The organism is Bacillota bacterium (assembly GCA_013177945.1).
Lineage (GTDB): Bacteria > Bacillota > DSM-12270 > Thermacetogeniales > Thermacetogeniaceae > Ch130.
Genome location: JABLXW010000003.1, coordinates 24,832 through 38,354, shown reverse-complemented (window position 1 = coordinate 38,354; position 13,523 = coordinate 24,832). Strand labels below are relative to the sequence as shown.

At 56.3% G+C, this 13,523-nt stretch carries 15 protein-coding genes; all 15 read right to left on the bottom strand.

Going from position 1 to position 13,523, the window contains the following annotated elements:
- Positions 1-9: 9 nt before the first annotated feature.
- The 15 genes from argR to HPY58_02565 all read right to left on the bottom strand — a co-directional run bounded on the left by argR (position 10) and on the right by HPY58_02565 (position 13,507).
- The gene (argR, locus tag HPY58_02635; GenBank protein NPV28552.1) at positions 10-465 is read right to left on the bottom strand and encodes an arginine repressor; all 456 of its coding nucleotides are present in this window, start codon (positions 463-465) and stop codon (positions 10-12) included.
- Positions 462-1,058 (bottom strand): class I SAM-dependent methyltransferase, encoded by a 597-nt coding sequence (locus HPY58_02630; protein NPV28551.1) that lies wholly within the window; start codon positions 1,056-1,058, stop codon positions 462-464. The genes argR and HPY58_02630 overlap by 4 nt, the downstream gene beginning before the upstream one ends.
- Entirely contained in the window at positions 1,058-1,915 is an 858-nt protein-coding gene (locus tag HPY58_02625) for an NAD(+)/NADH kinase (protein ID NPV28550.1), read from the bottom strand. The genes HPY58_02630 and HPY58_02625 overlap by 1 nt, the downstream gene beginning before the upstream one ends.
- Positions 1,916-1,944: 29 nt before the next feature.
- Positions 1,945-2,787: a TlyA family RNA methyltransferase gene (locus HPY58_02620; protein ID NPV28549.1), complete on the bottom strand. Its 843-nt coding sequence runs from the start codon at positions 2,785-2,787 to the stop codon at positions 1,945-1,947.
- A complete protein-coding gene (locus HPY58_02615; GenBank protein ID NPV28548.1) occupies positions 2,781-4,649 on the bottom strand; it encodes a 1-deoxy-D-xylulose-5-phosphate synthase in 1,869 nt (622 codons plus the stop codon). The genes HPY58_02620 and HPY58_02615 overlap by 7 nt, the downstream gene beginning before the upstream one ends.
- Entirely contained in the window at positions 4,646-5,227 is a 582-nt protein-coding gene (locus HPY58_02610) for a hypothetical protein (protein NPV28547.1), read from the bottom strand. The genes HPY58_02615 and HPY58_02610 overlap by 4 nt, the downstream gene beginning before the upstream one ends.
- Before the next feature lie 778 nt (positions 5,228-6,005).
- The gene (locus tag HPY58_02605; GenBank protein ID NPV28546.1) at positions 6,006-6,890 is read right to left on the bottom strand and encodes a polyprenyl synthetase family protein; all 885 of its coding nucleotides are present in this window, start codon (positions 6,888-6,890) and stop codon (positions 6,006-6,008) included.
- Between the two features lies 1 nt (position 6,891).
- Positions 6,892-7,149: an exodeoxyribonuclease VII small subunit gene (gene xseB / locus HPY58_02600; GenBank protein NPV28545.1), complete on the bottom strand. Its 258-nt coding sequence runs from the start codon at positions 7,147-7,149 to the stop codon at positions 6,892-6,894.
- Positions 7,116-8,363 (bottom strand): exodeoxyribonuclease VII large subunit, encoded by a 1,248-nt coding sequence (gene xseA / locus HPY58_02595; protein ID NPV28544.1) that lies wholly within the window; start codon positions 8,361-8,363, stop codon positions 7,116-7,118. Before xseA ends, xseB begins: the two co-directional genes overlap by 34 nt.
- A complete protein-coding gene (locus tag HPY58_02590) occupies positions 8,363-9,220 on the bottom strand; it encodes a bifunctional methylenetetrahydrofolate dehydrogenase/methenyltetrahydrofolate cyclohydrolase (protein NPV28543.1) in 858 nt (285 codons plus the stop codon). The genes xseA and HPY58_02590 overlap by 1 nt, the downstream gene beginning before the upstream one ends.
- 114 nt (positions 9,221-9,334) lie before the next feature.
- The gene (locus HPY58_02585) at positions 9,335-10,204 is read right to left on the bottom strand and encodes a bifunctional 5,10-methylenetetrahydrofolate dehydrogenase/5,10-methenyltetrahydrofolate cyclohydrolase (protein ID NPV28542.1); all 870 of its coding nucleotides are present in this window, start codon (positions 10,202-10,204) and stop codon (positions 9,335-9,337) included.
- A gap of 367 nt (positions 10,205-10,571) precedes the next feature.
- The gene (gltA, locus tag HPY58_02580; GenBank protein ID NPV28541.1) at positions 10,572-11,963 is read right to left on the bottom strand and encodes an NADPH-dependent glutamate synthase; all 1,392 of its coding nucleotides are present in this window, start codon (positions 11,961-11,963) and stop codon (positions 10,572-10,574) included.
- On the bottom strand, positions 11,960-12,817 hold the full coding sequence (locus HPY58_02575) for a sulfide/dihydroorotate dehydrogenase-like FAD/NAD-binding protein (protein NPV28540.1): 858 nt from the start codon (positions 12,815-12,817) through the stop codon (positions 11,960-11,962). Before HPY58_02575 ends, gltA begins: the two co-directional genes overlap by 4 nt.
- Complete coding sequence (gene nusB, locus HPY58_02570) at positions 12,814-13,233, bottom strand: transcription antitermination factor NusB (protein NPV28539.1); 420 nt, start codon at positions 13,231-13,233, stop codon at positions 12,814-12,816. Before nusB ends, HPY58_02575 begins: the two co-directional genes overlap by 4 nt.
- Positions 13,234-13,273: 40 nt before the next feature.
- The gene (locus HPY58_02565; protein ID NPV28538.1) at positions 13,274-13,507 is read right to left on the bottom strand and encodes a DUF2273 domain-containing protein; all 234 of its coding nucleotides are present in this window, start codon (positions 13,505-13,507) and stop codon (positions 13,274-13,276) included.
- Positions 13,508-13,523: the final 16 nt, after the last annotated feature.

The window sequence follows — 13,523 nt, the reverse complement described above, 5'->3', positions numbered from 1 at the left end:
GGCTCTCCCTCACTCCAGAAGAGACTCAAACCTTTCCAAAACCTGATGCACAAGATCCCGGGGTTTCACCACAACCAGAATCGTGTCATCCCCTGCAACGGTCCCGATAATTTCCCGCCAGCCCACCTGATCGATCACCGAGGCAATGCTCTGGGCGGCACCGGGCAAGGTATGAACAACGATTAAATTCTCGCTGTAATCGAGACTCACCACGGCATCCTGGAAAACACGCCGGAGGCGCTCATTTACCCGGGGTGCTTCCAGCTGCTGCAGCGGCCTGGCATAACGGTATGAATTATCACCTGTAGGAATTTTCACCAGCTGAAGCTCCTTAATATCGCGGGAAATGGTAGCCTGGGTTGCGCGGATTCCCCTGGCCCGCAGTTCAAGGGCCAGTTCTTCCTGGGTAGCAACCGGCTTTTCTTCGATAATTTCCAGGATCAACTGCTGGCGCCGCAGTTTCATAGAACCTTTTCTTCCCCCCGGCAACCGGAATTTTTCTGAAAAGCTACCAGAAAGGGGGCGCGGGGTGAACGGTTGGGAAATTCCGTTAAGATTACATCCCACTGCCTGGGGTTGAGGCTCTCAACATATCGCAGAACCGCCCTCCCCTCATCCCCTCCCCCCTCATGACCCCGGTAAACAACAACCGTCACAAGGCCTCCCGGTGCCAAAAGATCCGCCGCCTGCTCCAGGGCCGCAACTGTGGTATCCGGATGGGTGATGATCTGGTGGTCCCCCCCGGGCAAATATCCCAAATTAAACATCACCACTTTGATCCCGGGCGGAACAAATTCCTTGAGCCGCTCATGGCCCGCCCGGATCAAAACCACCCTGCTCTCAAATCCCTCCACCCGGAGGCGGGTTGCGGTATGGAGAAGGGCTTCCTCCTGGATGTCGAAGGCATAAACCCTCCCCTGCTCCCCTACCCTCCTGGCAAGGTAAAGGGTATCGTGGCCGTTTCCCGCCGTTGCGTCAACCGCCTGATCTCCCAACTGCAGCACCCGCCCCACCAGAAGCTGGGCAAGGACCACCGGGGTTGCAAAAACCCTCGGCATCAATGGTCGCTCTCCCGGAGTTTAAGCCGCAGAACTTCAAAAAACGTTCTCCTGCGGAGCTTCACCAATCTTGTGCGGACCTCCGCCTTACGGACCAGAATTTGATCCCCCTTGCGCAAGGGAAAACCGACCTGCCCGTCAATTGTCAGCATAACCTCGGGGGAATCGGACTTCAAGATAATTCTGATGGTCTGGTGTTCGGGAAGAATAAAGGGCCGCGCATAAAGGGTGTGAGGACAGATGGGAGTCACAATCATGACATCAAGGTCCGGACTGACAATCGGTCCGCCTGCGGAAAGGGAATAGGCGGTCGAGCCTGTAGGCGTGGCCACGATAATTCCGTCTGACCGGTAAGTAACAAGGTATTCATCCTTTACATAGGTCTCCAGCCTGATAATGCGAGAAAGAGGCCCTTTTGTAATCGCGGCATCGTTTAAGGCATAAAAGCGGGCAATCGCTGCACCCTCCCGCAACACCTCGGTGGCCAGCATCATCCGCTCTTCAATTTCGTAATCCCCCCGCAAAAGCCTTTCCAGACTGGGAAACAAATCCGGCATTTCCAGATCTGTAAGAAAGCCCAGGTGACCCATATTAACACCTAAAATGGGAACTCCCGTCCCTGCAGTGCGGCGCGCCGTTCCCAAGAGGGTACCGTCTCCCCCCAGGGAAATGATCATGTCCACCTGCTCTGCAAATTCGGGGCCAGGGCAACCCAGTTCGGCCAGCTCCGCATCTTCAGCGGTACACTGGGGCATAATCACCTGAACATCGCGCTTTTCGAACCACTCCCTCAAAAGCTGCAAGATCTTGCCGCCCCGCGCCTTCCGGAGATTCACCACCAAACCAACCCGTTTCATCGTTTGCCTCTCAACTCCTAAAAAGAATCTCAGCAATCCGAACGGCCCCTGAGAGCAGTGTGAGCTGTTTCAACGACCCTGCGCACCTCCCCGGGTGAAACCATTCTGGACGGCCCCTCCTGCGCCAGATGCATCCATAAAAAAAATTCCAGATTTCCATCTGCTCCTAAAAGAGGGGAGTGAGTGAGCCCCCTGATATCGAAACCCAAATCCCGCGCTGCGGCCATTACCCGTTCCAGGACCTGGATGTGGACCTCAGGGTCCTTGACGACTCCGCCCTTTCCCACCTGGGCGCGCCCCGCCTCGAACTGGGGCTTGACCAGGGCCACAACCTCCCCCTCAGGTTTTAACAGTTCCCTGACCGCAGGAAGCACCTTTTCAAGCGAAATAAAAGAGAGGTCGAGCGTCACCAGATCCACCCTGGCACGTAAAACTTCCGGCGTCAAGTAGCGAATGTTGGTCTTTTCCAGCACCACAACCCGCGGGTCCTGGCGCAGTTCCCAGGCCAGCTGACCGTACCCGACATCAACGGCGTAAACGCGCTTTGCTCCTCTCTTCAGGAGGCACTGGGTAAACCCCCCTGTCGAGGCCCCGGCATCGAGCACAACCTTGCCCCGAACATCAATCCCAAACTCCTGCAAAGCGGCTTCCAGCTTGATCCCCCCGCGGCTGACATAAGGGCAGGGAGGAGCCTTGACTTCAATTTCACCCGCGGGCGCGACAAAGGTTCCGGGCTTTTCAACTTTGCGCCCTTGATGGAACACAAGACCTGCCATGACCGCCCGCCGCGCCTGCTCCCTGCTTGAGAAAAAGCCCCTTTCCACCAGCAGGAGGTCAATCCGCTTTTTGCCCTGCCGACCCAAGGCTACCATCCCTTTGCCCGGATGAAGTCGATCACGCCATCCACATCCAGTCCATACTGCCGGCGCAAAATTTCCGGTGCACCGTGCTCCACAAAACAGTCAGGAATCCCGATCCGGACCACCTCGCCCCGGAAGCCCCGGTCTGCCAGAAATTCCAGCACGGCGCTTCCGAAGCCCCCGGCCCGGACATTTTCCTCAAGGGTCAGCACCCGCTTCGTTCTCTCGGCCCAGGAAAGGATCAAAGCTTCATCCAGCGGCTTCACAAAACGAGAGTTAATTACAGCCACATCTTTGCCCTGTTCTGCAAGGACCTCTGCCGCTTTCAGAGCCGTGTAAACAGAGGGTCCAACCGCAACAATTACAAAATCTTTGCCCTCCCGCAGGAGTTCCCCCTGGCCGGGCGAAAGACGGGCAGGAGGGGGATCCAGATTCACATTCAGAGCAAAACCGGCCCCGCGGGGGTAGCGAATTGCTACTGGCCCTTCGTAATTAAGGGCGCTCCACAGCAGCTCCACCAGTTCGTTCTGATCCTTCGGCGCCATCAGGATCATGCCGGGAATGTGGCGCAAATAAGAGAGATCGAATATACCCTGATGCGTTTCTCCATCTTCTCCCACCAATCCCCCCCGGTCCAGGGCGAAAATCACCGGAAGTTTCTGGAGGGCCACATCGTGGAGGATCTGGTCATAAGCGCGCTGCAGGAAGGTTGAATAAATGGCAACAACGGGGCGGCAGCCGCTCTTTGCCAGACCTGCGGCAAGCGTTACCGCATGCTGCTCTGCAATTCCCACATCAAAGAAGCGATCTGGAAACTTCCGGGCAAATTCAGTCAGGCCCGTTCCGTCCGGCATTGCCGCAGTAATCGCCACAACCCCGGGATTCTCCCGGGCGATCCGGATGAGGCATTCCCCGAAAGTTTGCGTAAAAGTAGGAGCCGGGCCTGAGGAGAGGGGCTCTCCCGTTTCTAAATTAAAGGGTCCCAGCCCATGAAATTTATCAGGATTTCTCTCCGCAGGAGGATACCCCTTTCCCTTCTTGGTGTAAACGTGGATGAGAACGGGCCCCGGCAGTCCCTTTGCCCGCTCCAGGGTGAGGCTTAAAAGCCTGAGGTTGTGCCCGTCTATGGGCCCCAAATAGGTAAAACCGAGTTCTTCAAAAAGCATCCCGGAAACAAGGAGGTACTTCAAGCTGTCTTTAAAACGCTCGACGGCCCTGACCATGCGCGGCCCGATATTCGGAATCCGGCGCAGGACTTCTTCTATTTCTTCTTTGCTGCGGTGGTAGAGGGGATCGGTCCGCAGCCTGCTCAAATAACCCGATAAAGCACCGACATTGTTGGCAATGGACATTTCATTATCATTGAGAACAACAATCAAACGGGTGCCCAGGTGGCCCGCGTGGTTCATCGCTTCAAAAGCCATCCCGCCGGTGAGGGCTCCGTCTCCGATCACCGCCACCACCGCGTAGTTTTCTTTCTTGAGGTCTCGTGCTAAGGCAAAACCCAGCGCGGCGGAAATCGAGGTGCTGCTGTGCCCGGTTCCAAAGGAGTCGTGTTCGCTTTCCCGGGCCTTCGGAAAACCGCTCAAACCACCGTACTGCCTTAAGGTGGAAAACTGTTTCCGGCGCCCGGTGAGGATCTTGTGAACATAACACTGGTGCCCCACATCCCAGATAATCTTGTCCCGCGGGGAATCAAAGACCCGGTGCAGGGCAATGGTCAACTCCACCACCCCCAAATTGGGAGCGAGGTGCCCCCCGGTGCGCGAAACCGTATCAAGTAAATAAGCCCTGATTTCCCGGGCTAAAGCTTCGAGCTCTGCAAAGGTAAGGCTGCGCAAATCCGAAGGGGACTCAATTCTCTCAAGGATCACTTTTTCTTCACCTTTTCCCCTCTGGCCGGACGGAAAAATTCATATCCGGTCAGCTTCTCGACCCAGGCAACCAGCTGTCCCAATCGGAACATAATTTCCGTGGCCTCCCGCAGTGCCAGCCCCTTCCCGAGGGCTTTCCCCCCCACGCTTGCCGCTGCCACCAGTCCTGTCATCACTGTAGTCAGCCAGCCAACCTCAATGCCCGGGCGGTTTGCCAGGAGGCGAAAAACAATTACCGCCCCCAGGGCCCCGGCAAGCGTGCTTGAAATATCTCCCATGACATCACTGCAAAAAACTGCAACCTGATCGGCGTTCTTGATTAGCCTGACCGCCTGGCGCGCCCCCCAGACCTTATTTGCAGCCCGCGCGTTTAAAGGGCCGCATTCGGCTGCGGCTGCCGCAAAACCGATCATGTCCGAAATCACACCGATCAGAATAACCACCAGCAAAAGGAGAAAAGCTAAGAAAAGAACTAAAATCTGCCTCAAGAGGACTTCGGCCAGGTAGCTGAAAATCAGGCTGAGAACGAAGGTAAGAGCGGCATTCCCTAAACCCCGGCGCAGCCACCGGTTCCGCATCCTGGATTCACCTGCAGATGATAAAATATCCGGAAAAAATTTAACCAATTAAATAAGTTGGGGTTGAGGTTTGACCTCTTCCTCCAACCTGAACCTTATATTTTAAGCAGGTGGTCACCTGCTGAGTAAATATTGTGGCTTAGGTCTAGCAGGTTTTCCCCACAAGGCGCCAGAACGTCGCCGTTCTGGTGGTTCCCCTTTAAGCCTGTTCTGTTTCGTCGCCGAAAACAGGGCTAGATTACCACTTAGTCCACACTTTAATCCTCAACAGGTGCCGCCCCGAGGCGGACAGTCTAGGAGTTTTCCTCGGCGGTCCGACCGACTTCTAGCCTCTTTTGCAGTGATGGTTTCAAACGGTGCTTTCTGCTTCTAGGGCCCCTCGAAACAAAAAGCTTTTTCTCGTTATCCACCAGCACCACTCAAGGCAGGCTACTCTGCACACAGCACCTTTCGGCGCCACATGCAGAATCCACCCACGCCGCAGTTTGACTCCTGCGTACATGGGCCTCCGCGGAGGAAGGGTCAACGCCTACATGCCTTTGTAGATCGCCCTTCCTCCTTAACTCCCGGTGCAAACCCCCGACTGGGCTTCGGAAGCCCGCACCAGGAACTTCATCGTAGCGCCCGCGACGGATTTTTAGGCCCGCCTTTGAAGTCAGCCGTCCCGACTAGAATACTGCACCACCTGCTTCCGTATTCACCTTGTACCGCAATTATTCGGTGTTATGCAGGACTTATTATAACATATGTACGAAACGCAAACAAATATACGCTTAAGTCAAGAGCGGCGGTGTAAGAGGCAACGAGCAGCTTCCCTTAAAAATTCTGCCTCAGCCCCAAAAATTTCGAGACTTTGCAGGGCTTTACGCACCTGAAACGCGGCCAACTCACGCGCCCGCTCCAGACCAAAGAGAGCAGGATAAGTGGCTTTTTGCCTGGCAAGATCCCGCTTTACAGGTTTTCCGAGCAAAACCTCATCACCAGTGAGATCCAGAATATCATCGGTGATCTGAAAAGCCAGACCGAAAGCAACCGCGTAGTCCGTGAGGGCGCTCAAAGCGTGTTCCCCTGCCCCGGCAAGCAGGGCACCTGCCCGCACCGCGACCCGGAAGAGGGCGGCCGTTTTATGAAGGTGAATGTACTCCACGAGGTCTGGCGCAACCTGCTTCCCCTCAGACTCCAGATCCACCACCTGACCGGCAATCAATCCCCTTGTACCTGCTGCAGCCGCCACTTCCTCGATAACCTGGAGAACCAACCCTGGGGGGAAATCACGTTTGAGGTGGCACAGGGTTGCAAAAGCAAGGGTAAGAAGCGCGTCCCCTGCCAGAATTGCCGTAGCTTCTCCAAAAACCCGGTGGCAGGTGGGCCGGCCGCGCCGGAAATCGTCGTCATCCATCGCCGGTAAATCGTCGTGAATCAACGAGTAGGTATGGAGCATCTCAAGGGCGCAGGCAGCCGGGAGAATCCTGGCCTGTTCTCCTCCAAGAGCTTCAGCTGCGGCCAGGGTGAGGGCGCCCCGGAGGCGCTTTCCCCCAGCAAAGATGCTGTAGCGCATCGCCTCGTGGATCGACGGTGGATACAGCGCAGCAGGAGGCAGGTAGCGGTCCAGCCCTTCGTTGATCAGGTCCGCCCTGGCGGCAAGCTCCCTTTCCCAGTTCATTTCAGCTTTCCCCCCGAATCCTTTCTTCCAGCCAGGAGGGAACATCGGAATAATAATCGCTGAGTAAAATTTCTATTTGCTCTTCGAAAACATTTAACTTGGCAATGCAGATACGCAACAAATTGATCCCTTCCTGAAATGCGGCCAGGGCCTCCTCAAGGGTAAGCTCCCCCTTTTCCAGTTCTGTGACTACTTTTTCAAGGCGCGCGACAGCCTCTTCAAAAGCTATTTCTTCCTGGTGAACTCTGCGATCTTCCAAGGGGTCCCCTCCTTCGCTTCTTCTACCCTGCAGTCCAGGCTCCCTTCTCCCAGGATCACTTCAAGAGAGTCGCCCTTTTTTACCTGGCGGCTGCTGCGGACAACCTGGCCGGTTTGCGGGGCCCAGCACAGACTGTACCCCCGCTGCAAGATGGCAAGGGGGCTGAGAGAATTTAATTTCCCGGCCAGGACCTCCACCTTTGCCCTGGCACCCTCCTGAGCTCTTTGCATCCCCTGGATCAGCCGGAGGCTCAAAAGCTTCACTTCCTGCTTATGAACAATTGCCGTATTTTGAAGGATCCGGGTGAAATTCCGGCCGGCGCTCCCCCGGACCCTCTCCCTTCTTTCCCTGAGAACCTGAAAAATTCCTTGAATCAGGCGATTCTGAAGAGAATAAAGCCTGCTTTCCAGTTCGGCGCGAGAAGGAACCACAAGCTCTGCGGCGGCCGAGGGGGTGGGCGCCCTTAAATCCGCAACAAAATCTGCAATCGTATAATCGGTCTCGTGGCCCACGGCGCTTACTACGGGAATGCGCGAGTCGAAAATCGCCCGCGCCACTTCCTCGGTGTTAAAAGCCCAGAGCTCTTCGAGAGAACCTCCCCCTCTCGCAACAATAACGACATCGAGATCCGTCCGCCGGTTCAAGGCAGCCAGGGCAGCGCAGATCTGCAGCGGAGCCTGCTCTCCCTGAACGGCGGCAGGAGCCAGCAGAATGGGAATTCCCGGAAAACGCCGGCGCATCACCGTAACCAGGTCGTGCCACACCGCGCCGCTCGGAGAGGTGATCACCCCCACCTTCCGGGGAAGAAAAGGGAGCGGCTTTTTGCGCTCGGGTGCAAAGAATCCTGCTGCTTCAAGCTTATTCTTCAACCGGCAGTAGGCAAGGTAAAGGGACCCCAGCCCATCAGGTGTCAATTCTTCCACATAGAGCTGGCAGCTTCCGTCCCTTTCGTAAAAGGAAACGTACCCGCGCACCAGCACATTCATCCCGTTGGCAGGCAAAAAGGAGAGCAGGCTGCTCCGCGAGCGAAACATCACACAACGCAGGGAACCGGTTTCATCTTTGAGGGTAAAATAAAGGTGGCCGGAAGCATGGGACTTAAAATTCGAAATCTCACCGCGCACCCAGATGTTGTTGAGAACGGGGTCCCCTTCCAGGAGATTTCGGAGGCGGCTGGCAACCTCTCCGACGCGGTAAACTTTTCTGATAACCACTAGCTGACCGCGGCTTTTTGCCTGGCCGCCTGGACAAGGTTGTAGATCAGCATGATGATCCGCATCGGCCCCACTCCGCCGGGGACGGGGGTAATGTAGCCGGCCACTTCAGCGGCGCTCTCGTAATCAACATCCCCCACCGACTTCCCGTCAACCCAGTTCGATCCCGTATCGATCACAATCGCGCCCGGCTTAATCATCTCTCCCGTAATCGCCCTTGGCCTTCCCACTTCGGCAATCAGGATGTCCGCCTGTTTCGTGTAGGGGACGAAATCGGCATCGGGGTGAACAAGGGTCACCGCACACCCTTTTTCAAACAGCATCATCGTAACCGGTTTTCCGATTTCGATGGACCAGCCGACCACCACAGCATGTTTCCCTTTAAACTTGATGCCCAGGTTTTCAAGGATTTTGACGCAGGCATGAGCAGTGACGCCCCAGTAGCACTTGTCTCCGATCACCAGGTTCCCGATGTTGACCGGGTGAAAGGCATCAATGTCCTTCTCCGGCGCAATCGCATCCATCACCTGCTTCTCATAGGGATGGAGGTGGTGGGGCAGGGGAAGCTGGACGAGAATTCCGTGCACGCTGTCATCCCGGTTCAGCTTATCAATCAAAGCAAGCAACTGTTCCAGGCTGACGTCTTCCGCCAGATGGTGGGTTTCGGCAAAGCCTCCTGCACCCTCGCATGCCTTTGCCTTACTCCGTACATAAAGGGCTGAATCGGGAGCATCCCCGACCAGGATCAGGGCCATGCTCGGGTTGATCCCCTTCTTCTTAAGATCCTCGACCTCTTTTGCCAGCTGCTGCCTGATCTCCTCGGCCATCGCCTTGCCGTCAATGCGAACCGCTGCCATCGAAAATCCCTCCTTAAAAATTAATCAGGGTTTTCATTTGCCGGATAATTTCCAGACAAGGAAAGGAGAACTGGACCCCTCCCGCGGTCCAGTTCTCCAGGCCACCCATGCACCCTACTGCCTTTTCTCCAACTGCCACTTGGCCGCTTCAACGGTATTCCGCATCAGAATCGCGGTTGTCGCAGTGCCGGCGCCGCCCGGAACCGGGGTAATCCAGGCTGCCCTTTCCTTCGCCACTTCAAACTCAACGTCCCCGACAATCTTGCCGTCCTTGGTTGTATTGATTCCAATGTCAACGACAATTGCGCCCTCTTTGATCCATTCCCCTTTGATTAAATGAGGCACACCTACGGCAACCACGAGAATCTCGGCACGTCTTACGTGGGATTCGGTAAGCCCCCGCTGGCCCGTTGCAATGTGGCAAATGGTTGTGGTCCCGAAGCTGTTCAAAAGCAGGAGCGCTGCCGGCTTTCCTACGATGTCGCTGTGGCCGACAACAACTACCTCTTTCCCGTAAATATCAACACCCGTAGATTTTATCAACTCGTAGGCCCCCAAGGCCGTGCAGGGTGCCATGCGGGGCTTCCCAAAGGAAACCAGACCCATGTTCGTTGGGGTAACACCTTCTACGTCCTTTTCGTAGGCAATGCTCCACTGGCATACCTTGGCATCAATCTGGGGAGGAACGGGCATCTGGAGAATGATTCCCGTAACACCGGGATCGGCGTTCAACCCTGCAATATGCTTTAAAAGCTGTTCCTGGGTGGTATCGGCCGGCAACTCCTGGAGTTCGTACTTAATCCCGCAGGCCTCGGCATTTTTCCGCTGGGCATTTGTGTAAACACGCGAGGCTTCGTTTTCGCCCACCTGAACTGCCACCAGGCTCGGATAAACTCCCCTGGCCTTCAATTCTTCAACTTCTTTGATCACCTCGGCCCTGATCTTCTCCGCAAGGGGCTTTCCTAACAGAAGCTGTGCAGCCATTTCTCTTCCTCCTCACTATTAAGAGTAAACAGGCTTCCTGCTTCATCGGAGCGCCCACCGACGCCGCACCGGCAGGCGAATCCCCGGGCAGTACCTGTCGCCCCCGCCTTTCGCCCCTCCTCCGGAAGGGCTGCCCGGCGGGAGATTAAAAAAGCAGATACTCGAGACTTCTAAACCCTCTTCCTTCACCTCCCGGCTCTCTGGTTGATATCCTTCCTGTACACCTTAAGCACGTCAGGGAGGAGTCCCTCTCGGCTTCCCCCCGCGCCGCCTGAACTGGAAAGAGCAGTTCACCACATCAGGTGGTTATATTCGTGAAAAACTTACCAAATTCCTGCCTCGGAAGCCAAAACTTTGATGATTTTCTTCAGCCAATATTTGCAAGATAACGATTGATTGCCAGGGCCGCCCGCTTCCCTGCAGCCATCGCTCCGATCACAGTGGCAGAGCCCGTCACCAGATCCCCCCCGGCGTAAACCCCGGGCAGGGGGCTCTGCCCGGTGGCCGGATCAACAGCAACCCCTTCACCGCCGGGTGCAAGAAGCTCAGGCTCGTCGGAAAGCGCAAGAAGGTTCGGGTTCTGACCGATGGCAATGATCACCGTATCAACAGGAATGGTAAATCTGGAATCGGGCAGGGGAACGGGCCTCCGCCTTCCCGAACTGTCCGGTTCTCCAAGCTCGTAGCGGATGCAGGTTGCCGCCTGAACCCAACCCGAGGAATCCCCGTGGAACCGGACGGGACTCACAAGGAACCGGAAAGCTATCCCCTCACGGCGCGCAAGCCTGAACTCCTCGGCGCGCACCGGCATCTCTACGGCAGTCCGCCGGTAAAGAACAACAACCTCCTCTCCCCCCAGGCGCACGGCCACCCGGGCAGCATCAACGGCCACATTGCCCCCCCCAACCACGGCAACCCGCTTTCCCACTTTGACAGGAGTGATGTAGTCGGGAAAGAGGTAGGCCTTCATGAGGTTGACCCGGGTCAGAAATTCATTGGCGGTGTAAATGCCGTTCAGGTGCTCCCCGGGAACCCCCATCAAACGGGGCAGTCCCGCTCCCGTTCCCAGAAAAACTGCATGGTATTCCCGCCGCAACTCTTTCAGGGTGTAAAGCTTTCCGACAGGGGCGTTAACTTCAATGGCAACACCCAGGGACTTCAGGTTCTCTACCTCCGCGGCGACAATCCTTTTCGGGAGGCGAAATTCGGGAATCCCGTAGGAGAGCACCCCGCCGGGAAGATGGAGCGCTTCGAAGATCGTCACCTCGTGGCCGAGCCGGGCCAGTTCCGCTCCGGCACTCAAACCTGCAGGCCCGGCGCCGACAACAGCAACCCTTTTCCCGGAAGAGCGGAAACGCCCGGCAGGAGCCACCCCGTGCTCCAGCCCCCAATCTCCCACAAAACGCTCAAGCCTGCCAATGGCGACAGGCTCGTGTTTTTTGCCCAAAGTGCAGTATTTTTCGCAGTTCAGCTCCTGCGGGCAGACCCGCCCGCAAACAGCGGGGAGGCTGTTCTTTTCCCGGATCCGCAAAACCGCTTCCCTGTATTTTCCTTCTCGCAGCAAGGATATAAAGCCTGGGATGTCCACCCCGACAGGGCAGCCGCGCTGACAGGGAGCTTTTGGACAACCCAGGCAGCGGGAGGCCTCTTGCCGGGCCTGTTCGGCGGTGTACCCCAGGGCCACTTCGTCAAAGCTCCGGACCCGCATTGTAGGGTCCATAACCTGCATCGGAACACGAGTGCTGATTCCAGAACTCATCTGCGGCACATCCCCCTGCCCTGAAATCCGCGCGAAAACAGGGAGTCGGCTGCCCTTTCTTCATGCCGGTACACCTGAAGCCGGGCTTTGAGCAAATCCCAATCCACCAGGTGGCCGTCAAACTCGGGCCCTTCCACACAGGCAAATTTTACCTCGCCGCCAACCAGTACCCGGCATGCTCCACACATCCCGGTTCCATCTACCATAATCGGATTCAGGCTGACGGCGGTTTTAATCTGGTAGCAAGCGGTAAGACGGCAAACAGCCTCCATCATCTGGGGAGGGCCGATGCAGACACAGTACCGGGGCGGTTGATGCTGCTCCAGGTACCTCTTGACCCCTTCGGTCATAGGTCCCCGGATTCCCTCGCTCCCGTCGTCGGTTGTTATGATTAAGGGCTTGCAAAACCCCTCCATCTCTTTCTTTAAAATGAGAAACCGGCTGGAGCGCGCCCCAATCACTCCAACCACCCGGTTCCCGCAGCCGGCCAGGGCGCGCGCAATGGGGTAAAGGGGAGCCGCTCCAACCCCTCCGCCAACGCACAAAACAACTCCGTAATAATCAAGCCTTGCGGGTTTGCCCAGGGGGCCCGCCAGATCCCGGATTACGTCCCCCACCTGGAGGGAACCCAGCTGTCTGGTGGTGAACCCCACTTCTTGAAAAATCAGGGTGATTGTACCCTCCGCACGGTCAAAATCGGAGATCGTTAGGGGAATCCGCTCTCCCCGAGGGTCAAGCCGAAGGATTACAAACTGCCCTGGCCCGGCCCTGGCCGCCAGGAGCGGTGCCTTTACAACTATTTTTTTAATGCCTGGCCCCAACTCGGTCTTCGCCACAACCGGAAAGTCGTTCATTCCGTTCTTTCCTTACAGAAAGATTCTCTGGCGATGCGCCCCAGAATACCGTTGATAAACCTGGGGGCATCATCGGTGCTGAAGGTTTTTGCAAGCTCGAGAGCCTCGTCAATGGCAACATTTACAGGAACTTCGCGGCAGTAAAGCATTTCAAAAAGAGCCAGCCTCAAAATATTCCGGTCCACATTGGCCATGCGCGGTAAATCCCAATCGGTGGCGTACTTTTTGAGCAAACTATCAATTTCCTCAAGATGCGCCAGCGCTCCCTCCACGAGGGCCCGCGCGTATGCGGCCGTTTCCCCCGTAATCTGGAATTCATTGAAAGTAAAAATCAGCGCCTTTTCGGGTCTGACTTTTCCAACATCAACCTGAAACAAGACCTGGAGAGCAACTTCTCTGGCCCGCCGCCTTCCCAATCCTGAACCCTCCTGACGCCTTGCTTTGGGCCCCCCAATATCACCGCTCCCGGAAGATGCGCTCCCACCACTCTCCGGGACCGCCTCCCTCATCAAACCGCCTTCCCAAAAAATAGCCGATTAAAACACAGAGCAGCACAAAGACAGTTTTCCAGAAACCGAAAAGAATGATCAAAAGCCCCACCGCGAGGCCCAGGACGACTCCCAGCACCTTTCCCCGGTGTCTTTCAAGCAGATCCTCGAAGATTTCTCGTAAAGGCCTTCCACCCCACATCAAAGGCTCCCCTTCT